This window comes from Sulfitobacter sp. GN1-4 (genome assembly GCF_055693825.1).
The window spans coordinates 994,840-1,016,515 of sequence record NZ_JBVFUQ010000003.1; the positions used below are offsets into that span (position 1 = coordinate 994,840).

Here is a 21,676-nt window from a genome sequence, read left to right on the forward strand (position 1 = left end):
ACCGGGGCGTGTAGGTTGGCAGGATAGTTCCATATAGGTTGGCGTAGTTTGCATAGAAAAAGGCTGCGGACCTGGGCCAACGTCCGCAGCCAATCACTTTTCATTGACCATTTCCACGCCACCGCAGTCTTCGGGTCTTGACCCTAGTTCAAAACCTTCGGCCAATTCTGATCGGCGGCGGCGATGCGACCGGGGATGTCTTTCTCCCAGCGGCGCTGCACCCGGCGTGAGTAGTTGAGATAGAGCTTCCCATCCACGATCTTCCAGGCTTCTGGCGTGGTGGAGGCGGTGTAGCCCTCGCTGACCGCATAGGCGCAATAGCCGCCGTATTGCGGGGCGTAGCGTTGGGGGTCGGTGGCAAATCGGTCTCGGTTGGCGGCACTGGCAAAGCGCCAGGTGACCCCCTGCCATTCGTGGGTGATGTCAGCCGCACCAGCGACAGGCGCGCCGTCGGTGAAATAGGCCACAACATCCGTGCCGTCCACGGCAATGCCGCCTTCGGCATAAACCGCATTGGTCTGCGCCGCGGCGCTGCGCAACAGGAAGAACGGTGTTGCGGTCAGTCCGGCGGCACCGGCGATAAACAAACGGCGTGTCAGGGGCATCGGGATGTCCTTTCTTATGCGTTATCCTGGATCAAATGTGGGACGGTTCGTGCAGTCAGGCCAGAGGTTACACAGGATTGTCATTCCTTGTCACATTGGGCCAGTTTAACGCCGGGTTTAAGCCCCTGAGAGACGTAGCAGCAGCACCAGAAGTGCGGCCAAGTACCAGCGGCAGAATCGCCGCGTTGGTGGTAATTTAACGCGCTGGTTGAACCGGAGTGCACGCCGAGGATCTTGGTAAATGAATAAAAAACCCTCAAAAACAGGACGTTCCAGCCAAAATCAGCCCTCTGAGCATAAAGGTCTGGCTTTTCGCCCGTCGGTAAACTGCTATAGTCGGTGAGCGAGTAAAATTCTGTACCGCGGGGGAATACGCATATGATCCGGTCTGAACTCATCCAAAAGATCGCGGATGACAATCCACACCTCTACCAGCGGGATGTCGAACGGATCGTAAACACCATCTTCGACGAAATCACCGGGGCCATGGCAGATGGCAACCGGGTGGAGCTGCGCGGATTTGGCGCGTTTTCCGTCAAGAAGCGGGATGCAAGGGTAGGCCGTAACCCGCGGACCGGCGAAACTGTGCATGTTGAAGAAAAGCATGTGCCGTTCTTTAAAACCGGCAAATTGCTCCGCGACCGGCTGAACGGGAAAAGCTAATGCGTTACATCCGCTATCTGTGCATCGCTGTCTTTGCGGTGGCGTTGATCTCTGTTGCCTTGGCCAACCGTGGCATGGTGACATTGCAGGTGCTGCCGACAGAGGTGGCCGGTTGGTTTGCCGTCAACCCGCAGGTCTCCCTGCCGCTGTTTTTGGTGATCCTGGGCAGTGTCGTTGTGGGCCTTTTGGTGGGCTTTGTCTGGGAATGGATCCGCGAGCATGGTGAGCGTGCTGAAAAAGCGCGCCTGGCCCGCGAAACCCGCCGGTTGGAGCGGGAAGTGGCGCGACTGAAAGGCGAAAAGCACCAGGGCAAAGACGAAGTGCTGGCGCTTTTGGATGAGGCCAGCTAAGCCCGCCACATGCCAATTGATGTGAATGTCAAAATCTGCGGGGTCACCCGTGACCAGGATATTGCCGCTGTGGCGGACGCTGGCGCGCGCTATATCGGGCTGAACTTTTTCCCCAAATCCCCGCGCTATGCCACGCCTGAACGGGCCGCGGCCCTTGCGGCTTTGGCCCCTGTGGGCCTGTGCAAGGTGGGGCTGGTGGTGGACCCCACCGATGCGCTTTTGGATGAGATCACACGGGACGTGCCGCTTGATATGATCCAGCTGCACGGCAGTGAGACGCCTGAGCGTGTGGCCGAGGTCAAAGCGCGCTACGGCTTGCCGGTGATGAAGGCCGTGGGCGTGGGATCAGCAGAGGATCTGGAAAAGCTCGACCGCTTTGGCCAGGTCGCGGATCAGCTGTTGGTCGATACCAAACCACCCAAGGGCGCGGTGCTGCCCGGTGGGAATGGACTGGCGTTTGATTGGTCGCTGGTGGCCGGACGGCGCTGGCCGGTGCCGTGGATGCTGGCCGGAGGGCTTACCGCCCAGACCGTGGGCGAGGCGATCCGAGTGACCGGCGCGCGGCAGGTGGATCTGTCATCCGCCGTCGAAAGCGCGCCAGGCGTCAAGGACGCGCAGCTGATCGCAGAGTTTTGCGCCGCCGCATTGGCGGATTAACTCTTGCCTACGAACCTCGGGGGAAGCCCCCGGTTCAGATCTTTTGATCGTAATCGCCCACGCCGGGTTCGGTTTGAATGACCGCGTCGATGTCTTCAAAGATCGCGCGCATCTCAGCCTCTGAGGTGGGGCTTTCACAGACCACCACCAGGTTCGGCGTGTTGGACGAGGCGCGCACCAGGCCCCAGGCGCCGTTCTCCAGGATCACGCGGGCACCGTTGACGGTGACCACCTCTTTGATCCCAAGACCTGCGATCTGCTCGCCTGCGTCCGCCTTGGCCACCAGTTTCTCGACGATGCGGTCCAGGATGCCGTATTTTTCAGTGTCAGAGGCATAGGGGGACATGGTCGGCGTTGACCAGGTCTGCGGCAGGGCGCGGCGCAGGTCGGACATGGACATGTCGGGGTTGCGGTCCATCAGCTTGCAAATCTCAACCGCGACCCGCATCCCGCAGTCATAGCCACGGCCAATGGGTTCGGCCAGGAAGTAGTGGCCGGATTTTTCAAAGCCCGCCAGCGCGCCGATCTCTTTCACGCGGCGTTTCATATGGCTGTGGCCGGTTTTCCAGTAGTCCGCCTTTACGCCGTTCTTCTGCAGTTCTGGATCAGAGGCAAAAAGACCGGTGGATTTCACATCCGCCACAAAGGTGGCACCGGGATAAAGCTTGGCCAGATCGCGGGCCATGATCACGCCGACCTTATCGGCAAAAATCTCTTCGCCCTCATCATCGACCACACCGCAGCGGTCGCCATCGCCGTCAAAACCCAGCGCCAGATCCGCGCCCGAGGCTTTCACAGAGGCGGCCATGTCGTGCAGCATCTCCATCGCTTCGGGGTTGGGGTTGTAATTTGGGAAGGTATAATCAAGCGTGTTGTGGCTGGCCACGACCTCCACCCCGATCCGTTCAAATAGCGCAGGACCAAAGTGCGACGCGGTGCCGTTGCCGGTGGCGCAGACCACTTTCAGCGGGCGGGTCATTTTGAAATCACCGACCAGATCGTCGAGATAGGCCTCAAACACGCCATCCACGAACTCGTATTTACCGCCATCGCGCGGCTCACCTGCGCCGCTCAGCACGATGTCGCGCAGTTCGGACATCTCATCCGGCCCGTGGGTCAGTGGCCGGTCAAAGCCCATTTTGACGCCGGTCCAACCGTTGGGGTTGTGGCTGGCCGTGACCATGGCGACCGCCGGGGCGTTCAGATGGAACTGCGAAAAATAAGCCATCGGGCTCAGCGCCGGGCCAATGTCCTTGACGTGGATGCCGGCCTGCATCAGGCCCAGCATCAGCGCGTTTTTGATCGACAGCGAATAGTCGCGGTAATCGTTGCCCACGGCGATAACAGGTTCAATGCCGCGCCGGTGCATCTGTGTGCCCAGACCAAGGCCCAGGGCGGTGATGCCGGGCAGGTTGATGTCATCGGGGTATTTCCAGCGTGCGTCATATTCGCGAAAGCCGGTGGGCGTGATCATCGCGTCCCGCAAAAAGCTCCAGGTGTTTTGGTCAACGGTTGCTGCTGGTTTCGTCACGAAAGGAGGCCTCGCTTTAAAAGGTGAGAGGGTGTTCTTTGGCCAGGGCGTCAATCTTCATAAGCGTCGCAATGAGATCTGGCATCTGGTCGAGGTAGATCATGTTGGGGCCGTCACTGGGGGCGCTGTCTGGATCTTCATGGGTTTCCATAAAGAGCGCGCCAACCCCGATGGCAGTGGCCGCGCGGGCCATCACGGGGGCAAATTCGCGCTGCCCACCTGATGAGGTGCCCTTGCCGCCCGGCTGCGCCACCGAATGGGTGGCATCCATCACCACCGGATAGCCGGTCTGCGCCATCTGCGGTAGCGAACGCATGTCCGCCACCAGCGTATTATAGCCAAAGGCGGTGCCGCGTTCGGTAAGCAATATCCGCTTGTTGCCGGTGCTTTCGATCTTGTCGACGATATTGCCCATTTCCCATGGGGCGACCCATTGGCCCTTCTTGACGTTCACCACCTTGCCCGTGGCCCCGGCGGCCAAAAGCATGTCTGTCTGACGGCACAGAAAGGCGGGGATTTGCAGGATATCAACGGCCTCAGCGGCGATGGCGCATTGGGCCTCTGTATGCACATCCGTGAGGACCGGCACATCATTGGCGCGGGCCACTGATTGCAGCACCTTCAGGCCTGCCTCAATCCCCAGCCCGCGTTTGCCCTGCAAGGAGGTGCGGTTGGCCTTGTCGTAGCTGGCCTTAAAGACGTATTGCGCGCCTGCGGCGGCGCAGGCTGCTTTCATCACGCCAGCAATCATCTGGGCGTGATCTTCGCTTTCAAGCTGGCAAGGCCCTGCGATGACTGTCAGGGGACGATCATTGCCGATGATGACATCACCGATTGTGACTTGGGTCATGAAGTTACCTGTTCTCTGAGGATCGCGGATGTCAGGGACAACATCAGATAGATGCCTGCAAAGATGAGGAATGCCAAGATCGTGTTTTCGAACTTGCGCGGATAGGTGGCCTCTTCTGGTGCGACAGGATGCACCGCTACGGTGAGATAGCGCACCTGGCGACCGGCCTCTGTGCGGGCTTGCTCCAGCGCGGTTTGCGCTGATTGCAGCACCATGTCAGCCGCGGCCAGATCGGCCTGCGCCAGCTGCATGGTCACCGCCTGCTGCGCCAGAGAGCCTTCGCCGATGGTTGCGCTGCTCATCTTGTCGCGCAGACGGTCAAGCTGCACGTTCAGGCGCCGCACGTCCCCGCGCGCGCCGTCCACTTTGGCTTGGTTGGGGCGGGGGTTGTCCATCAGCGCGGCCAGCTCCAGCTCTTTTTCAATCAAGAGCCCTTCATAGGTGGTGATCTGCGAACGGATCGCGATGATCTCAGCCTCAGGGTCCACGCCGTTTTCCACCTGTAGTTTGATCAGCGCCTCTTGCGCATCGCGGCGTTTCTGCTGAGCGATTTCGAACCCTTCGAGGGCATCGCTCATCCCGTCTTCGCGTTTTTGGCGCGACAAGTCGTTCACACGTTCTTCGGCATATTCGATCAGGCTTTCTGAAAAGCTGGCCGAGACGTGGGGATCTGCGGCAATCACTTCAAGCCGGATCACACCCTCGGTCGGGTCATAGCCGATTTTGACGTTCTTTTTATAAAGCTTATAGGCCTCTTCATTGGTGGCATTCGGCTCAAGCCGCTGAATGGGGTCGATGCCCGGCTCAGCAAAGTGGTCCTTAAAGCCCACGTCCTGGTCCAGCCGCAGCATCGCGTCTTTGGATTGCAGATAGGCCTGCGTGGCGATGCTATCGGCTGAGTTTGCAAACTGAGTGGGCAGGATGCCGCCAAATGGGCTGGAGCCGCCGCCGCCCTCGCTCTGAATGATCAAGAACTGGCTGTTGGTGGCATACATGGGCGTTGCGAACCGATAAAAGTAGATGCCAGCGATCAGCGTTGGGATCAGCACAAAGAACGCCAGCCGCGCCACCAGCATCCGCAACTTTTTGCGGCGGCGTTTGGTGATGTCACGTTGAATTTCTGAAATTTCACGCTCGCGCCGGACGGCGGGGTTCTCTTCCTCCATGCCGGGCAAGGCCAGCGCGCCGCCTGCGGGCACGGTTTGGGGCAATTGCACGCGGCCCTCGGCAGGCACCGGGGTGGCCGTTGATTTGGGCGCTGCGGCGGCGGGTTTGGTTTTGGTGGCGTCCTTGGCAGCCTCCGCATCGCCCCCTTCTTCGGCGTTGGGCACCACCAGTTCCAGCATGTTGGAGCGTTCAAACGGATCAATGCCCTGTTCACGCAAAAGCTTGACCGCGTCGAAATCGGAGGTGGGGGCCAAGCCGTTCTTTTGCGCCACCCGGCGGGCCATGCGTAATTGGCGCCCCGTCAGCCCCTCTTTGCGGATGGCATCAATATCGGTGGCACCTGCTGCGTTGTCAGCGGCGGGTGCCTCTGCGGTTTTGGGCGCATCCGGCTTGGCGTCTGGCTTAGCCGCCTCGGCCTTTGGGCCTGCCTCATCTGATTTGGCGGTCCGGCTGCGCCGCGGCTCTGGGCGCGCCTCCTCTTGCGGCGTGCTCAGCTCAGCGGTGGTGGCCTCAGCCGTTGCCGTTGCTGCCGCGCTGGCGCGGGGGCTGCCACCAGACCCGGCGTTGCGTTTGATGCGGAATTTTCTAGCCTTGGGTTTCGTAGTCATACAAATATTTCGCTTCTTCCAAGGTGTCGAACATATGCAATTGGCCGTTCAGCAGAACGGCGGCGGAGCGGGCAAACTTTTCTAAAGTTTGAGCTTGGTGTGAGACGATGATGATCGTCGTGGTGCGCAGACGCTCTTGCAGGATTTCACCGGCCTTGCGGTTAAACTCCACATCTGTCGTGGACGGCATGCCTTCGTCGATGAGGTACATGTCAAAATCCAGCGCCAGCATCAGCGAAAAGGTAAAACGCGCCTTCATGCCTGCCGAATAGGTGCCCAGGGGCTGATCGAAATATTCGCCCAAGCCACACAACCAGCGGCAAAAGCTTTCGACGTAATCAGGATCCAGCCCGTAAAGTCGCGCGATGTAGCGCGCATTTTCCATGGCAGACACTTTGCCCACAACGCCGCCCATAAAACCCAGGGGAAATGAGATGTTGCAGCTGCGCCGAACCTCACCTTCGTCTGGTTTTTCCAGGCCAGCCATCATGTTGATCAGCGTGGTTTTTCCTGTCCCGTTGGGGGCAAGGATCCCCAAGGACCGGCCCAAGGGAACACGGAACGACACTTTATCCAGGATCACCTTATACTGTGACCCCGTCCAATAGGACTTGGATACATTCTCGAATTCCAGCATTCCCTGCTCCGGCTTGCTAGATGCTATGTCTGCCTCTTCCTCTTGTGTCAGAGGATTATTAAGACTTTACTCATCAATCTTGACGAGATTATGGCGCGCTTTACCCCAAATGTACAACGCGGCCTGCATAAACAGTGCCGCGTTGTGTCAAAATAGACTCTGCTAGGGGCGCAGGCCGGCTGGCTATGCCACGGCCTGCCAGACCAATCCCGCCGCAATCGCACCCGTGACCGCAAAGCTAAGGTAGGCGGCGAACACACGTGGTTTGACCAAGGCCCAGACAGCAATGGCGGCGGGAATGCAGCTGACGCCGCCCGCAATCACAAAGGACATCGCGGCACCCGGGCTCATACCCTGATCCATCAGCCCATCCACCAGCGGCACAGCCGCATAGCCGTTCAAATAGGCAGGGGCACCGACCAACGCGCCCAAGATCACCGGCATCGGGCCGTCGCCCCCTAGAACAGAGCCGATCATCTCAGCAGGGACATAGCGGATCATCAACGCCTCAAGCAGATAAGCCAGGGTCAGCCATTTGGTCAGGAACAGCGCGTTTTCAATTGTGGTGTCTGAAAAGGTCGCTCGGCGGTCTGCGTCGCTCCAGAATTTCCAGACGGGCGCGCCTGAGAAAGGTTTCTTAACCCCACAACAGCCCCCAACCGCAGGCTTTTCACGCAACGGATTGGCAAAGAGCGGCGTGTCAGACGCCATTTGGACAGCAAATCCGCCCAACATCCCCAAGGATACGGCGGCGATGGTTTTGCCCACCGCAAACTCAAACCCCAACGTGCCAGAGGTGATGGCGAACATCGCAGGGTCCATCAAGGGAGAAGCGAGCCAGAACGCCATCACAGCGCCAAGCGGTGCCCCAACCGCCAAAAGGGCTGCGATAAAGGGGATGACTTCGCAAGAACAGAAGGGCGACAGCCCGCCCAATAGGGCCGCCATCACGATCATGCGGGCCGGATTGCCTTCGAACGCCTTGGCCAGCAGGTTTTCTGCACCTGTGGCCTTTAGATAGGCCACGGCAAAGACGGCAAAGGCAATGAACGGGGCCGTCCCCGCCAGCGCACGTGCTGTAAAGGCAAGCGTTTCTGTGAAGATGCCGGGGGCAAAGATCCCGATCAGGGCGAGGATGGCAGCAATGATGCCCCAGGCCCCAGGGTTCCAGCTTTTGGGTCGGGACAGAAGCGATTGTGTGGTGTCAGCCATGGGCATGGTCCTTATCGGGGGATGCCGCATCAGCACAGCATTCTGTCAGCAGGAAATTCGCCAGCGCTTGCACTTCGCCGTAGGCAACAGCCGCGCAGATCGTACTGCGCCCCTGCTTTTCCTGTTTCACCAGTCCAGCCGCTGCAAGCAGCTTCAGATGGTGGGTGAGGGTGGAGCCGGTCACGCCGGTGCGCGCGCCCAGATCACCAATGCTAAGGCCCTCTGATCCGGCACGCACAAGCGTGCGCAGCACGGACAGACGCTGTTCTGAGCCAAGTGCTGCAAAGCTGGCGGCAGCCAGCGTCAGGGGCGGGGTTTGAAGCGAGTCACTTTTCATATTTCTAGAAATATCGAAATATTAGGCGCGCGCAAGCTTTATTTCGAACTTTGTCGAAATAAGAGGCTGGGCTTGGTGACACGGGCGGGTTAAAAACCGGCGATGACAACAGATGTCCGAGAACAGATTAACGCCTGCCGCCTTTGCGCTGACCGCTTTGCCGCAACCGCAACGGCACACCCGCCGCGCCCCGTGGTGTGGTTCGCCCCCGGTGCGCGCATTCTGATCGCAGGCCAGGCACCGGGCCTGCGGGTGCATGAGGCAGGCAAGCCCTTTTGGGATCCGTCAGGCAACCGTCTGCGCGCCTGGTTGGGGATGGATGAGGCGACGTTTTATGACCAATCCAAGCTCGCCATCATTCCGATGGCCTTTTGCTTTCCGGGCTACAACGCGAAGGGAAGTGATCTGCCCCCGCCACCGATTTGCGCCAGGACCTGGCGCGCGCAGGCCCTTGCCGTCGTGCCAGACGTCCGGCTGACGCTGCTGATCGGGGGCTATGCGATGAAATACCATCTGCCCGGGTTTACCACCGTGAAAGCTGCGGTCGCGGGCTGGCGCGACCATCCGCCCGGCGTCTTTGCCTTGCCTCATCCGTCCTGGCGCAATACCGGGTGGCTTAAGAAGAACCCTTGGTTTGAGGCTGAGGTGGTGCCGCGGTTGCGGCAGGCGGTGAAAGAGGTGCTGAATGGCTGAACTGACCCCTTTGGATGAAGCCCACGCCGCGATGATGGCGGCAGAAGAGGACGACGCCGCGCGGCTGCGGTTTTATGAGCGCATCGCCGATGTGGAGCTTTACCTGCTGCTAGAGGCAGAGCCGGATGAGGATCAGGTGACGCCCGCGCTTTTTGATGACAGCTATGTGCTGGTCTTTGACCGGGCAGAGCGTTTGGCCGCCTATGTCGGTCAGATCGCTCCTTATGTGGCGCTGTCCGGGCGCGCGATTGCGGGCATGTTGGAGGGGCAAGATCTGGGGTTGGCGGTCAATCTGGGCGTGGCTCCGTCTGAGATATTGCTGCCCGCAGGTGCGGTCGCCTGGCTGCGCGATACGCTGGCGCATGAGGCGGGTGAGGTTGAAGCGCGGATTGAAAAGGTGCTGCCGCCCGCCGGTTTGCCCGAGGTCTTGATCGCCGCGATTGACGCGAAACTGGCCACGGCCACAGGGATGGCGGCGGGGGCCTATCTGGTGGGCGTGGAATACCCTGGCGGCGGCAAGGGGCATCTTTTGGCTTTTGTCGGGGCCATTCCCCGGGCGCAGGATGCGCTGGTGCGCGCCGCCTCAGAGGCGCTGACGTTTTCAGGGATCGAAGCGGGTGCGATGGATGTGGGATTTTTCGCACCCTCAGATCCGGTGGTGGCCAAACTGGCCAAGGTGGGGCTGCGGTTTGATCTGCCGCAGGGGGAAGGTTTGCAACAAACACCGCGCATGCCGCCGGGCTCTGACCCGTCCAAGCCACCGATTTTGAAATAATTGGGCGCAATTGCGCGCGCTTTGATCACCTGCCTGTCACAGAGACGAGAGGTCACGCGCTCGTGGGGTGCATTGCAGCGCGGCTCTGCCTAGCTTGTGGCTCAGAGCACAAACCAAGGAGATCCCACAGTGAACCGTTTCACCCTGACACTTGCCGCGGCCGCAACCGCACTTGCGATGACCGGCCAGGCCTTTGCTGGCGAACAATATGTTGATGGCACCGGCTTTGCGGCCTCGGGCTATGACGTTGTTGCGTATTTCGACCTGCCCCAAAACGCTGTGGGCACAGCCCAGCCCGAAGCCGTGCCAGGCAAGGCCGGCATCACGGCTGAATATAATGACGCGACCTTTGCGTTCTCCTCTGAGGCCAACCGCGACAAGTTTCTGGCAGACCCGGCCAAATACGCACCGCAATACGATGGTCACTGTGCCTATGGCGTGTCCAAGGGTGGCAAAGTGCCCGGCAATCCAAATTTGTGGCGGATCGTGGACGGCAAACTGTATCTGAACATCACCAAGAACGTCGTGGGCTTCTGGGAAGAAGACATTCCCGGCAACATCAACCTGGCAGAGAACAATTGGCCCTCCATTGAGCCTGCACCAGGCTCTGACCGGGCCATCCCCAAGTTCACGTCCTCGGCCCCTGTGAATTGATGGCACCCCCGGGTCCCCACCAGACCGACGCCATCAATCCCCGTCGCGCAACACGCGGCGGGGTTTTCTGCTGGGCGGTGCGGTGGTGACCGCAGCCGTGGCCCTGGGCGGTGCGCGTTGGTTCAACGTGTCAGCCGAGATCACCGACAATGACCTGACAGCCCCCGACGCCCTGCAGGCGGCGCTGGCGGGCGACATTACCTTGGTGGACATCCGCCGCCCTGATGAATGGTCCCGCACAGGTGTGGGGCAGGGGGCCGTGCCGATCGACATGCGGGCCGATGACTTTATCGAAACTCTGCTGAAGAACACCAAGGGCCAGCGGGATGTGCCTGTGGCGCTGATCTGCGCGCGCGGGGTGCGGTCCGCCCGACTGGCGGCGCGGCTGAAAGAGGCAGGGTTTACGCAGATACTGGATGTGCCCGAAGGGATGCTGGGATCTGGGGCCGGGCCCGGGTGGCTGAAACGCGGGTTGCCTGTGGTGGCGGTTGAGTGATGCCGCCGGGCAACGCCCGCAGCGTCAGATCGGCACCAGAACCAGCGTGATGATCGGAAACGCCAGCAACAGCACCACGCGGAAAAGATCAGAGGCCACAAAGTAGAGCACGGCCTTATAGGTCTCCACCATCGGGGTTTTGCGGTCCATTGCGTTGATCACAAAAAGGTTCATGCCCACGGGCGGCGTGATCAGCCCAACCTCCACCACGATCAGCACCAAGATGCCGAACCAGATGGCGGTGTGTTCGATGTTGACGCGATTAAACGCCCCTTTGGACACTCCGCGCAGGCCCAGCTCTCGGGCCATTTCACGGCTCAGCTCTTGGCCTGCGGCAAGCAGCGCCTGCGCCTCAGCCAGGGCGGCGGCGGGGATCTCTTTGCCCGAGGCGATCAGATCATCCAGACGCGCGGACTGCAGTTCCACCAAAGAGACAAAGCCAAAATCGAGGCCTTGGACAATGGGCCAGAAGATCGGGATCGTCAGCAGGATCATCGACAGGCTGTCCATAAAGCAGCCCAGGATCAGGTAGAACACCAGAATGATCACGATGATCATGATGTTGGAAAGCCCGCTGGCCGAAACCCATTCAGCCGCCGCCTGCGGCATCTGGGTCAGTGCCAGAAAGCCATTGTAGAATGCCGCGCCCAAGATGATGAAAAAGATCATAGCGGTGGATTTCGCCGTCACCACAAAGCTTTCAGAAAGGCTGGCGCGGGTGATGCCACCTGCAAACCAGGCGATAAGCCCGGTGCCAAAGGCCCCAATCGCGGCCCCTTCGGTTGGGGTGAACCAGCCCAGATAGATGCCGCCCACAACCAGCAAAAACACCAACAGCACTGGCCAGACATCCATCAACGCGCGCAGGCGTTCGGCGTAAGGCATCCGTTCGCGGGTGCCCGCTGAGCCGGGGTTGATGCGCACATAAACCGATATTGCGACCATATACCCGATGGCGGCAAGGATGCCGGGGATAAAGGCCGCCAGGAAAAGTTTGGCAATGTTTTGTTCCGTGATGATCGCATAGATCACCAAAACAACCGAAGGCGGGATCAAAATGCCCAGCGTGCCGCCTGCAGCCAGCGTGGCGGTGGAAAAGCCGCCTGAATAGCCATAGCGCTTAAGCTCTGGCAGGGCCACGCGGCTCATGGTGGCGGCGGTGGCCAGCGATGAGCCACAGATCGCGCCAAAACCTGCACAGGCCCCGACACTGGCCATGGCAACGCCGCCTTTGCGGTGGCCCAGAAAGCTCTCTGCCGCTTTGAACAGCGCCTGGCTCATGCCGCCCAGGGTGGCGAAATGGCCCATCAGCAAGAACATCGGGATGATGGAAAGTGAATAGTTGGAGAAGGTCGTATAGGTCTCAGAGCGCAAGCGCCCCACGGCGATGTTGGTGTCGCCGGTCATCAGGATGATGCCCACAAAGCCCGTGACAAACATGGCCAGGCCAATCGGCACCCGCAGGAAAATCAGCGTCAGCAGCGCCGGAAAGGACCACAGCCCAATTGCGATGTCACTCAATGGCTTGGTCCTTCGCTGGACAGGGGGTTGGCGCGGCCCCTGATCACTTCATCCGCGCGCAGCCAGGCGACATAAACCCCGACCAAAGCCGCAACCCACATCGCCACAATGCTGGCGGCATAAGACCACCACACCGGGAATTCCAACAACAGCGTGGTCTGCCCCGACCGGTATTTGCTCATCCCGCCAAGCGTCAGCTGCCAGGCCAAAAGGATCAGCACGGCGGCAAAGACAACCTCAATGATCAGCCGCAAGGGGCCGCTGACGGCGGCAGGCAAGCTGGCCGCAAAGACATCAACTGAGGCATGGGCCCCGGTCAATTGGCAAATCGGGAGAAAGGCGAAGATGGCGAAGGCCATGCAGGCCTCAACAATTTCAAAATCCCCGTTCACCGGGCCAACGCCCAAGGCCAGCAGCCAGTTGGAAAACGCAGGCCACATGTCCTGCAAAAGGTCGCTGTGCATAATGCCGTTCAGGGAGCGCCCCAGCACGGACACGCAGACCAGCAAGATCATCACCATCAAGGTCAGACCACCGATCTGCGCCAACAAGCGCGCCAGCTTTTGCACAACGTCAAGCATTTTGGGAAATCACCAGCAGGTGCCCTGGCGCGCTAAATCCAGCGCGCCAGGGCAATTGGTTTCTACATCTTGCCGGTCGCGTCTTTGCACGCGCCGGTCATCAGGCCCTGGGCACGGTCGATCAGCGCTTGGCCGTCCAGGCCCTTGCCCTGCAGATCCGCAATCCATGTGTCATAGATCGGCTCAACCAGCGTGCGCCATTCAGAGGTGTCAGAAACGGTCACGATGTTATTGCCCGCCTCCACCGCAACTTCGCGCGCGGGGCCATCGGCATCCGCCTGAGTGCCGCCCGCAAAGACGGAGAAGTTCATGCCTGAATTGGCGTCCATGACAGCCTTGTTTTCGTCTGACAGGCCTTCGTAAAGCGCCTTGTTCATCGCCAGAACGAAGGTCAGCGTATAAAGGCCCGTGCCTTCGAATTCTGTGTGGTTTTCCACCAGTTCAGGGATTTTCAACGCAGGCGTGACTTCCCATGGGATGGTGGTGCCGTCGATCACGCCTTTGGACAGCGCCTCAGATACCGCAGGCACGGGCATCCCGACAGGGGTCGCCCCCGCAGCTGTCAGCAAATCGTTCACCAGGCGCGATCCACCGCGGATCTTCATGCCTTCAAGGTCGGCTGGCGTTTCAACCGGATCCATCGTGTGGAACATGCCCGGCCCGTGCACCCAGGTGCCCAGGATGTGGACGTCTTTGAATTCGGTGTCCTTCATGCCTTCGTCAAACATTGTCCAATAGGCACAGGATGCCGCGCGGGCATCTTCGACCATGAACGGCAGCTCGAACACCTCGGTTGAGGGGAAGCGGCCGGGCGTGTAGCCAACAACGGTCCAGGTGATGTCATCCACCCCGTCAATCGCGCGGTCCAACAGCTCTGGCGGGCGGCCGCCCAGCTGCATGGTTGGGAAACGGTCGATTTTGATGCGGCCTTCGGAATCGGCCTCCACCTTGTCGGTCCAGACATCCAGCACCAGCCGTGGCACATTGGCCTGAGCGGGCAAGAAATGGTGCAGCTTCAGCGTCACCTCTTGCGCGGTTGCCGCGCTGGCCATGAGCGCCGTCAGAGCCGCGCCACCCAGTAGCTTTGTCAGATGTTTCATTGTGGTCTCCCCAAGTATTTCCAGATCAAGGCAGCGGGCAAAGATGCGCCGCAGCGTCAGTCGTATGGACCGACATAATCCACACCTCAGGGGGTAAGTCACCCCCTATTTGGGGCAATGTCGTTGCTGATTTGCGCAGGTCCAACGATGTAAGCCCTTGCAGAAACACGCCCCCGGCGGTAGGGGCGAAATTGCGCTTTTGCAGGGCGATACGCGCCCGCGCGCACCTCTTTTGTGGGAGCAAAACCATGCAGATCACTGAACCTTCCCGTGCAATTGATGTCATCCACACCACAGATGTCTTGGTGGTTGGATCCGGGCCAGGCGGATTGTCCGCAGCCCTGGCCGCGGCACGCGCGGGTGTTGAGGTGACGTTGGTGGAACGCTTCGGCTGTTTTGGCGGCAACATCACAACAGTCGGGGTTGAGGGGTTTGCCTGGTATCGCCATGCCCAAACGGTTGAAGCCGGTGGCATTGGTTGGGAATTTGAAGAACGCGCCAAAGCGATGGGAGCCGCAGTGCCAGAAAGCCAATCCCTAAGCTATGAGCTGGACAGTGAGGGGTTCAAAGTTGTCGCTGATCAGCTGGTGCAAGAGGCTGGCATCCGTCCCATGCTGCACCGTATGTTCGTGGCGCCGATTATGGAAGGCGACCGTATCACCGGCATCATCACGGAATCCAAAGCTGGGCGCGAAGCGCTTCTGGCTAAGGTCGTGATTGACGCCACGGGCGACGCCGACGTGGCCACGCGGGCAGGCGCGCCGGTTGTGCATCCCCCCGCGAAGAGCTGCAAGCGGCCAGCGTGATGTTTCACTTGGCAGGCGTGGATAAGGCGCGCTTTATGGCGGATGTGCGCGAAAACCCTCAGACCTATTCGGATTGGTCTACAGGCGAGTGGACGGTTGAAACCGATGGCAAAGAAGACGCGATGTTCTCGCCCTTCCTGAAAAAGCCCTTTGAAACCGCCCGCAAGGCCGGTGTCATCCCTGCTGATCTGACCACAATCGCCGGCACCTGGGGGGCGGTGCATGACAGTGGTGAGATGACCTATATGAACCTGGTGCACCTGGGCAATTGCGATGGCACGGACCCCGATGACCTGACCCATTTTGAGATCGAAGGCCGCCGCCAAGCGATGCTGGCCATCGACGCCCTGCGCCAGTTTGCGCCGGGCTGTGAAGCTGTGCGGTTGCGCAACTTTGGCATGACGCTTGGCGTGCGGGACACCCGCAAGATTGATGCCGCCTACAACATGACAGAGACCGACGTGCGCCAGGAGGCGCGCTTTGACGACAGCATCGGCATCTATCCAGAGTTCATTGACGGCTATGGCATTCTGATTTTGCCCACAACGGGCCGCTATATGCATATTCCCTACCGGTCTATGTTGCCCCGCGGTGTGAAAGGTCTGTTGGTCGCTGGCCGCGCCACAGGCGGAGACAGAGTGGCCCATGCCGCGACGCGGAACATGGCCTGCTGCGCGGTATCCGGGCAGGGCGCAGGGATTGCGGCGGCTGAGGCGGTCAAGTCCAACTCAGAGCTGGACCGCGTTGACATCAGCGCCGTTCAGACGGTGTTGAAGAAACAAGGCGTGCGCTACCTCTAGGCGCAGGATAGGGGCGCGATCTTCTGGCTTGCAGTTCAGATCGAAGTCGCACACCTTGCAGCTCAGTGCTTTGATTTTATGGGAAACACATGATGGGCCGCCTGGCCAAACTTGCCGCCCTTTGCAGCGCAGCCGCGATTGCGGGTGTGACATTTATGATGTTGTCGGGTGGGCCAAAGACGGATGAGACGGCGGCCTATGCGGCCCCCGGTCTTGAGCCTTTGACGATTGAGCAGGCGCGCGAGGAATTCTGGCGGCTGACCCCGGCGCTGCTGCTTGTGGTCTATGAGGCGTTTGCCGAAACCCAAGAAGACGCGATCTATGACACCTTGGCCTCAGTAACCCACGCGGGCGCGCTGGAGTATCTCTATCTTGAGCGGGTCGGTGCCATGGCCGGTGGCGGCCTGGAAGAAGCGGATCAGACCATTCATGAGATCAAGCTTTTGGCCACCGATGTGTTGCGCCAGCACACCAGCTTACTGCTTGATGCCTCTTGGCAGGTCATTGGCACCGTTGGCCATGCGGAGCATTTGCATGTGCGGGGCAATACCTACCGGGCCAAGCTGATGGTGAGCCCGGTTGAGGGGGCGTGGCGCATCACTGATTTTGATCTTTTGGACGTCAACCGGGACGCGGCGGGGGAGACGTTTGAAGCTCCGCAGACGAACTGATGGTTGAGATTGAAAACCTGACTTTCGGATACGGTGCAGACGGCTTTCGGCTGCGCGTCCCGGCATTTACGCTGCAAAACGCAGAGCGCGTTGCGATTGTGGGTCCAAGCGGCAGCGGCAAGACAACGCTGCTGAACCTCATTGCGGGCATCCTACGCCCTGAGACCGGGCGCATTGACGTGGCAGGCACGGATGTGTCGCAGCTGTCAGATGCGGCGCGGCGCAAGTTCAGGGCGTCGCAGATCGGGTTCGTCTTTCAGGACTTCGCGTTGCTTGATTATCTGCCTGCGCGGCAGAACATCCTCTACCCCTACCGGATCACGCCAGCGCTGACCCTCACAGCTGAGGTGCGCGCGCGGGCAGAGGCTTTGGCCACAGCTTGCGGGATCGGCGACAAGCTGGACCGCCACCCCACCGCCCTTAGCCAAGGGGAACAACAGCGCGTGGCGATTTGCCGGGCGCTTATCACTCAGCCCAAGCTGATTTTATCGGATGAAGCCACGGGCAATCTGGATCCTGAAAGCAAGACGCGCATTCTGGATCTGTTGTTTGAGCAGGCATCGCTGGCCGGTGCGGCGGTTCTGGCTGTGACCCATGATCACGAATTGCTGCCGCGTTTTGAACGGGTGTTGGATTTTGCCCAGTTTCGCGAAGGGGCCAGCGCATGAACGCGCTGTATCTCGCCTTTGCCTACCTGCGCTATCATTGGGCGCGCAGCCTTGTGCTGGTGCTGGTGGCGGCGCTGATCATGTTTGTGCCCGTGGCCACACAAACCCTGCTGTCCACCAGCGAACGCGCGTTGGTGGCGCGGGGGCAGGCCACGCCGCTATTGCTGGGCAGCCGTGGCTCACAGCTTGATCTGACGATGGCGGCGCTGTATTTTTCGGAAGAAAAGCCCGATCCGGTCCCCATGCGAGAGGTGGAAGCGGTCTGGGACAGTGGCTTGGGCATCCCGATCCCGGTGCATACGGCGTTTTCCTCTGGCGGGTTTCGCATTGTTGGCACCAGCCTCGATTATTTCGATTTCCGCACGCTTGCACTTGCCAGGGGGCGCGGCCTGTCCATCCTTGGGGATGCGGTGATTGGCGCAGAGGTGGCGGAAAGCCTGGGCAAAGGGGTGGGGGACACGCTGGTGTCGGCGCCTGAGAACCTCTTTGACCTTGATGGTGTCTATCCGCTGGAAATGCCAATCGTGGGCGTTCTGGCCAGAACCAACACCGCCGATGACGCGGCGATCTTTGTGGACATCAAAACCGCTTGGGTGATCCAGGGCATCGGACACGGGCACGAAGATGTCGTGACCTCAGCAGAGGTTGCCGCAGGAACTGCCGCGTTGGCCAATGCGGCGGTGGTTCAATACCAGCGCATCACGCAAGACAATATCGACAGCTTTCATTTTCACGGCAGTCAGGATGACTTTCCCGCATCCGCCGTGATTGTCGTGCCGCATGACACCCGCGCCAGTACCATCCTGAAGGGGCGTTATCTGGATACCGAAGGGCCCACGCAGCTCATTGCGCCCGCGCAGGTCATTCAAGGATTGGTTGACCGGATTTTTCGCATCAAATCGCTGCTGGATGTGGTGACGGCGATCATCGCGGTGGCTGCGGTTGCCGCCATTGGGTTGGCTGTTTTTTAAGCTACCGGTTGCGCGCCAAGGAAATCGCGACGGCTGTAAAGCTGGGCGCGCGGCGCGGAATGGTCTTGCGGCTCTTGTCAGCAGAGACAGCCACATTACTGTTGATCTCAATGACACTTGCAGGGCTCAGCGCAGCAGTGGTGTCGCGCAATGCGGAAGCTTGGGTGACGTGGCTGTTGGCTTTGGGAAGCTAACTCCAGGAGGCTTTATGAAACGATATATCACCGCATGTTCACTGGCAGCGCTTATCGCGGCCACGCCTGCCTTGGCGCATTACGGAATGATCATTCCAAACGACCCGATGATCAGCCAAGAGGATGGCCGCAGCGTTGCATTGACCATGTCCTTTTCCCATCCCTTTGAGCTGGACGGGATGATGCTGGACAAGCCGGTGGCTTTTTCCGTCACCCATGAGGGCACAACCACCGATCTGCTCAGCGGCTTGCAAGACGCCACAGTGATGCAGGATCAAGGCTATACGCTGAATTACCCATTGGACCGCCCCGGGACCTATATCTTTGCGATGGAGCCGCAGCCCTATTGGGAACCCGCTGAGGATGCGTTCATCATCCACTACACCAAGACCTATGTGACAGCGTACGGCGATGATGAGGGGTGGGACACAGAGCTGGGTCTTAAGACCGAGATTGTGCCGCTGTCCAAACCCTTTGGCTTGTGGGAGCACAACGTGTTTCAAGGCATCGTCAAGATGGACGGCACTGCCGTGCCTTATGCCGAGGTTGAGGTTGAGTTTTTCAACGACGGGGCTGGGGCCACGGTGCCGGATGAGTTGATGATCACCCAGACCGTCAAGGCGGATGCAAACGGCGTCTTTACCTATGCGCCACCCTCTGACGGGTGGTGGGGGTTTGCCGCGCTCAACACCGCAGACTACACACTGCCGCAGGACGGCGAAGACAAGGCGGTTGAGCTGGGGGCTGTGATCTGGGTCCATTTTGAAGAATGGACCGGCAAGTGATCCGGGGCGCAGCCCTTGCCCTCTTTCTGGTGGGTGCCCCCTTTGGTGTGGCCGCCCACCAGCTTGTGGTCTTTGCGTCGGTTGATTGTCAGGCCGTCACGGTGGAGGCCAAGTTTTCCAACGGCAAAATCGCCCAGCAGGGGGATGTGCGGGTGTTGGACGGTGAAAATAAGTTGATGACATCTTTGCCGCTGCAACCAGACGGCACCGTGCTTGTGCCGCTTGATAGCATTGATCCCTCAGGTGGCGTGGTGATTGAGGTCAGCACCGGCACGCATGACAACTATTGGATTGTCACCCCTGAGGACATCGCGCGCAACTGTGGGAGCTAGCAGCTTGAGTGTGTTCAGAGCCTTCGCGGCCTGCCTTTTGTTGCTGAGCACGGCGGCAATGGCCACAGCCCAGGAGCGTCCGCGCGTGGTCGCGGTGAACTATGCGCTACAGTACCTGACAGAGCGGTTGGTTGGCAGCGACGCAGAGGTCGTGTTCCCGGTGCCAGCAGAGGTCGATCCGTCCTTTTGGCGCCCCTCCATCGCGGACATCAGCATGATCCAGTCTGCCGATTTGATCGTGCTGAACGGCGCAGGATTTGCCACCTGGGTTGACCGGGTGTCTTTGCCGCGCGCCAAGGTGGTCAACACCGCAGCCGCGATCAAGGACCAGTTCATCGTGACCGAAACCATCACCCACAGCCACGGCGATGGCGGGGAGCATTCGCATGAGGGTCTGGCCTCCTACACCTGGCTGGATCTGAGCTTGGCCGCCACCCAGGCAGAGGCGATTGCGGCCGCACTCAAACGGGTCAAAGGCATTGCGGCCAGTGACATTGACGCCCGATTGGCGGATCTGCGCGGCGATCTGGATGCGCTGGATCAGATGGTGCAGCGCGACTTGGCCGAAAGCGCGGGCATCGCGGTGGTGGCGACGCATCCCGGGTATCAATATTTCGCGCGCCGCTACGGGCTAAGCATCGCGGCACTTGAGTGGGAAGCAGGTGCCATGCCCTCCGAAGAAGAGCGTGCAGATCTTCAATCTCTTGTGGCGCAAACCGGGGCGCGCATCCTGATTTGGGAAGGTCCGCCGCCAGAGGCCGCGCTGGAGGTTTCTGCAGCATTGGGGCTGGAGAGCGTGATGTTTGGTCCCCTTGCGCATCAAACCGGTACGCTGGATTTTCTGGCCGCTTTTGCGGAAGCCGCAGGCAATCTCTCTGCCGCAATGGGCCGTGTGAAGGGCGAGTAACATCCCCGCGCGCGAATGCGGCAGGACGGTCGCCCTCAATCCCAAAGGGTGATCCCAGCGCTATCGCGCGGCAGGGGGGCCATAAAGATCAGGGACCAGCCCCTCGGCCAGCTGTTGCAAAACATCCGCTGGCGTGCCGCTGGGCTGGATCGGGCCATAGTGCACATCATAGCTTCCCCCCAGTTTGGCAAAAAGCTCTGACGCATAGCGCAAAGAGGCCACCCTCCGGCCAAATTCATCGTTCCCCCCGCTCAAAAGTGCTGCGAGCCGTCTGGTGCGGTAATAGTGGTTTGAGTTCTGCATATTAGGCGAGGCGGGCACGATCGGGGCATCACATTCCACCGACATACGCGTGATGCCGTTGCGCCAAGCCGGCTCAACCAACACCCCGTTCTCCCGGCGCGGCACCCGGCCAGAGCCAAACACCAGTAGCGCACCGCCTTGGTGCAACTGCGCGCGCATGCCGTTCAGTGTTTGCCGGACCGTCAGCACACGGTCCTTGCGGTCCAGATCAACAGGGATCAGACGTTCAGTGCCCAGAAAACGCTCCGCTTCGCGCCCGGCGACAACCTTTAGATCAGGCCGACGATCCAGTAAGGCACCGGCATGGGCAATAAAGTCGAACGTCCCGATAGGGTGCGCTGAGCCGATGATGACGGCTCCGGTTTCAGGCACATGTTCCAGCCCGTGGGCAGTGATCTTGGTGCCGCCTTTCATGCCAAGCAGCGCTTTGATCAGATCTGTGCCCGTGCGCCCATCCAGCGTGATCAGCATTTCTTTCGTTTCTTTGAGGGCAAAAAACGCCTGTCCCGTGGTCAGCCGGTTGGCCGCGTCAATTGCACCCATCACCCAGCGCAGGGTGGCCAGCCGCAGATCGGCCCCTTGGGGGATGCGCAGACGGGCGCGCAGCAACTCATCCAGTGGATCGGTAACAGGTTTGTTCAACGCAAAGCTCGCTCATCTATCCTTGGTCGCAGGTTCCACAACTCGGGCACTGGATGCAATGATTGACATACGGTCCCGTTCAGCGTTGCATGAGCCGCACCGCCGGATGCAACTGCAAGATCACCGGGCAGTGCTGCGGGCGCAGGAAAAGTGTTGAGGT

Annotated in this window: 25 protein-coding genes and 1 pseudogene; 14 read left to right on the top strand and 12 right to left on the bottom strand. The window is 60.1% G+C overall.

The genetic code is table 11. The features are described 5' to 3' along the window. Positions 1 to 143 precede the first annotated feature (143 nt). Positions 144 to 605, bottom strand: a complete 462-nt coding sequence (locus ACZ1HM_RS05380; RefSeq protein WP_472741825.1) for a YHS domain-containing (seleno)protein — start codon at positions 603 to 605, stop codon at positions 144 to 146. Between the two features lie 378 nt (positions 606 to 983). On the opposite strand from ACZ1HM_RS05380, the gene ihfB reads away from it, so the two are divergent. Genes ihfB through ACZ1HM_RS05395 form a run of 3 tightly spaced genes read left to right on the top strand, consistent with a single transcriptional unit; the run spans position 984 to position 2,275 of the window. Continuing rightward, the gene (ihfB, locus tag ACZ1HM_RS05385; RefSeq protein ID WP_472741826.1) at positions 984 to 1,268 is read left to right on the top strand and encodes an integration host factor subunit beta; all 285 of its coding nucleotides are present in this window, start codon (positions 984 to 986) and stop codon (positions 1,266 to 1,268) included. Then, a complete protein-coding gene (locus ACZ1HM_RS05390) occupies positions 1,268 to 1,618 on the top strand; it encodes a lipopolysaccharide assembly protein LapA domain-containing protein (protein ID WP_472741828.1) in 351 nt (116 codons plus the stop codon). Before ihfB ends, ACZ1HM_RS05390 begins: the two co-directional genes overlap by 1 nt. A 9-nt stretch (positions 1,619 to 1,627) precedes the next feature. After that, positions 1,628 to 2,275 carry a phosphoribosylanthranilate isomerase gene (locus tag ACZ1HM_RS05395; RefSeq protein WP_472741830.1) on the top strand — a complete coding sequence of 216 codons (648 nt, stop codon included), beginning with the start codon at positions 1,628 to 1,630 and terminating at the stop codon, positions 2,273 to 2,275. Positions 2,276 to 2,309: 34 nt separating this feature from the next. Here ACZ1HM_RS05395 and ACZ1HM_RS05400 read toward each other — a convergent pair whose 3' ends face one another. From ACZ1HM_RS05400 to ACZ1HM_RS05425, 6 genes are all read right to left on the bottom strand, one after another. Beyond that, a complete protein-coding gene (locus ACZ1HM_RS05400) occupies positions 2,310 to 3,749 on the bottom strand; it encodes a phosphomannomutase/phosphoglucomutase (RefSeq protein WP_472744571.1) in 1,440 nt (479 codons plus the stop codon). A 73-nt stretch (positions 3,750 to 3,822) separates the two neighbouring features. Beyond that, the gene (gene kdsA, locus ACZ1HM_RS05405) at positions 3,823 to 4,656 is read right to left on the bottom strand and encodes a 3-deoxy-8-phosphooctulonate synthase (RefSeq protein WP_472741832.1); all 834 of its coding nucleotides are present in this window, start codon (positions 4,654 to 4,656) and stop codon (positions 3,823 to 3,825) included. Beyond that, on the bottom strand, positions 4,653 to 6,431 hold the full coding sequence (locus ACZ1HM_RS05410; RefSeq protein ID WP_472741834.1) for a KpsE/RkpR family capsule polysaccharide export protein: 1,779 nt from the start codon (positions 6,429 to 6,431) through the stop codon (positions 4,653 to 4,655). The genes kdsA and ACZ1HM_RS05410 overlap by 4 nt, the downstream gene beginning before the upstream one ends. After that, positions 6,409 to 7,068, bottom strand: a complete 660-nt coding sequence (locus tag ACZ1HM_RS05415; protein WP_472741836.1) for an ABC transporter ATP-binding protein — start codon at positions 7,066 to 7,068, stop codon at positions 6,409 to 6,411. Before ACZ1HM_RS05415 ends, ACZ1HM_RS05410 begins: the two co-directional genes overlap by 23 nt. Positions 7,069 to 7,251: 183 nt before the next feature. After that, positions 7,252 to 8,280, bottom strand: coding sequence for a permease (locus ACZ1HM_RS05420; protein WP_472741838.1), 1,029 nt, complete (start codon positions 8,278 to 8,280; stop codon positions 7,252 to 7,254). After that, positions 8,273 to 8,617, bottom strand: a complete 345-nt coding sequence (locus ACZ1HM_RS05425; RefSeq protein ID WP_472741840.1) for an ArsR/SmtB family transcription factor — start codon at positions 8,615 to 8,617, stop codon at positions 8,273 to 8,275. Before ACZ1HM_RS05425 ends, ACZ1HM_RS05420 begins: the two co-directional genes overlap by 8 nt. 102 nt (positions 8,618 to 8,719) lie before the next feature. Between ACZ1HM_RS05425 and ACZ1HM_RS05430 the strand changes: the two genes are divergently transcribed. The 4 genes from ACZ1HM_RS05430 (at position 8,720) to ACZ1HM_RS05445 (ending at position 11,235) form a co-directional block, all read left to right on the top strand. Then, the gene (locus tag ACZ1HM_RS05430; protein ID WP_472741842.1) at positions 8,720 to 9,310 is read left to right on the top strand and encodes a uracil-DNA glycosylase family protein; all 591 of its coding nucleotides are present in this window, start codon (positions 8,720 to 8,722) and stop codon (positions 9,308 to 9,310) included. Beyond that, positions 9,303 to 10,085, top strand: coding sequence for an SseB family protein (locus tag ACZ1HM_RS05435; RefSeq protein WP_472741844.1), 783 nt, complete (start codon positions 9,303 to 9,305; stop codon positions 10,083 to 10,085). The genes ACZ1HM_RS05430 and ACZ1HM_RS05435 overlap by 8 nt, the downstream gene beginning before the upstream one ends. A 177-nt stretch (positions 10,086 to 10,262) precedes the next feature. Further along, positions 10,263 to 10,739 (top strand): YHS domain-containing (seleno)protein, encoded by a 477-nt coding sequence (locus ACZ1HM_RS05440; RefSeq protein ID WP_472744572.1) that lies wholly within the window; start codon positions 10,263 to 10,265, stop codon positions 10,737 to 10,739. 85 nt (positions 10,740 to 10,824) lie between these two features. Then, the gene (locus tag ACZ1HM_RS05445) at positions 10,825 to 11,235 is read left to right on the top strand and encodes a rhodanese-like domain-containing protein (RefSeq protein ID WP_472741847.1); all 411 of its coding nucleotides are present in this window, start codon (positions 10,825 to 10,827) and stop codon (positions 11,233 to 11,235) included. A 24-nt stretch (positions 11,236 to 11,259) separates the two neighbouring features. Here ACZ1HM_RS05445 and ACZ1HM_RS05450 read toward each other — a convergent pair whose 3' ends face one another. From ACZ1HM_RS05450 to ACZ1HM_RS05460, 3 genes are all read right to left on the bottom strand, one after another. After that, positions 11,260 to 12,756 (bottom strand): TRAP transporter large permease, encoded by a 1,497-nt coding sequence (locus tag ACZ1HM_RS05450; RefSeq protein WP_472741849.1) that lies wholly within the window; start codon positions 12,754 to 12,756, stop codon positions 11,260 to 11,262. Beyond that, a complete protein-coding gene (locus tag ACZ1HM_RS05455) occupies positions 12,753 to 13,337 on the bottom strand; it encodes a TRAP transporter small permease (protein ID WP_472741851.1) in 585 nt (194 codons plus the stop codon). The genes ACZ1HM_RS05450 and ACZ1HM_RS05455 overlap by 4 nt, the downstream gene beginning before the upstream one ends. Before the next feature lie 62 nt (positions 13,338 to 13,399). Next, complete coding sequence (locus ACZ1HM_RS05460) at positions 13,400 to 14,437, bottom strand: TRAP transporter substrate-binding protein (RefSeq protein WP_472741853.1); 1,038 nt, start codon at positions 14,435 to 14,437, stop codon at positions 13,400 to 13,402. Positions 14,438 to 14,685: 248 nt separating this feature from the next. Here ACZ1HM_RS05460 and ACZ1HM_RS05465 point away from each other — a divergent pair. The 4 genes and pseudogenes from ACZ1HM_RS05465 to ACZ1HM_RS05480 all read left to right on the top strand — a co-directional run bounded on the left by ACZ1HM_RS05465 (position 14,686) and on the right by ACZ1HM_RS05480 (position 18,353). After that, positions 14,686 to 16,043 (top strand): annotated as a pseudogene (locus tag ACZ1HM_RS05465) (FAD-dependent oxidoreductase). A gap of 89 nt (positions 16,044 to 16,132) precedes the next feature. Beyond that, a complete protein-coding gene (locus ACZ1HM_RS05470; protein WP_472741855.1) occupies positions 16,133 to 16,714 on the top strand; it encodes a hypothetical protein in 582 nt (193 codons plus the stop codon). Continuing rightward, a complete protein-coding gene (locus ACZ1HM_RS05475) occupies positions 16,714 to 17,382 on the top strand; it encodes an ABC transporter ATP-binding protein (protein WP_472741857.1) in 669 nt (222 codons plus the stop codon). Before ACZ1HM_RS05470 ends, ACZ1HM_RS05475 begins: the two co-directional genes overlap by 1 nt. After that, positions 17,379 to 18,353 carry an ABC transporter permease gene (locus ACZ1HM_RS05480; protein ID WP_472741859.1) on the top strand — a complete coding sequence of 325 codons (975 nt, stop codon included), beginning with the start codon at positions 17,379 to 17,381 and terminating at the stop codon, positions 18,351 to 18,353. Before ACZ1HM_RS05475 ends, ACZ1HM_RS05480 begins: the two co-directional genes overlap by 4 nt. A gap of 1 nt (position 18,354) precedes the next feature. Here ACZ1HM_RS05480 and ACZ1HM_RS05485 read toward each other — a convergent pair whose 3' ends face one another. Further along, positions 18,355 to 18,504, bottom strand: a complete 150-nt coding sequence (locus ACZ1HM_RS05485) for a hypothetical protein (RefSeq protein ID WP_472741861.1) — start codon at positions 18,502 to 18,504, stop codon at positions 18,355 to 18,357. A 57-nt stretch (positions 18,505 to 18,561) separates the two neighbouring features. Between ACZ1HM_RS05485 and ACZ1HM_RS05490 the strand changes: the two genes are divergently transcribed. Genes ACZ1HM_RS05490 through ACZ1HM_RS05500 form a run of 3 tightly spaced genes read left to right on the top strand, consistent with a single transcriptional unit; the run spans position 18,562 to position 20,571 of the window. Further along, on the top strand, positions 18,562 to 19,332 hold the full coding sequence (locus ACZ1HM_RS05490; protein WP_472741863.1) for a DUF4198 domain-containing protein: 771 nt from the start codon (positions 18,562 to 18,564) through the stop codon (positions 19,330 to 19,332). Beyond that, entirely contained in the window at positions 19,329 to 19,664 is a 336-nt protein-coding gene (locus ACZ1HM_RS05495; RefSeq protein WP_472741865.1) for a hypothetical protein, read from the top strand. The genes ACZ1HM_RS05490 and ACZ1HM_RS05495 overlap by 4 nt, the downstream gene beginning before the upstream one ends. Positions 19,665 to 19,674: 10 nt before the next feature. Further along, positions 19,675 to 20,571, top strand: a complete 897-nt coding sequence (locus tag ACZ1HM_RS05500; protein WP_472744573.1) for a metal ABC transporter substrate-binding protein — start codon at positions 19,675 to 19,677, stop codon at positions 20,569 to 20,571. A gap of 60 nt (positions 20,572 to 20,631) precedes the next feature. Here the strand turns inward: ACZ1HM_RS05500 and ACZ1HM_RS05505 are convergent, their stop codons facing one another. Then, a complete protein-coding gene (locus ACZ1HM_RS05505; RefSeq protein WP_472741867.1) occupies positions 20,632 to 21,516 on the bottom strand; it encodes a 1-acyl-sn-glycerol-3-phosphate acyltransferase in 885 nt (294 codons plus the stop codon). Positions 21,517 to 21,676: the final 160 nt, after the last annotated feature.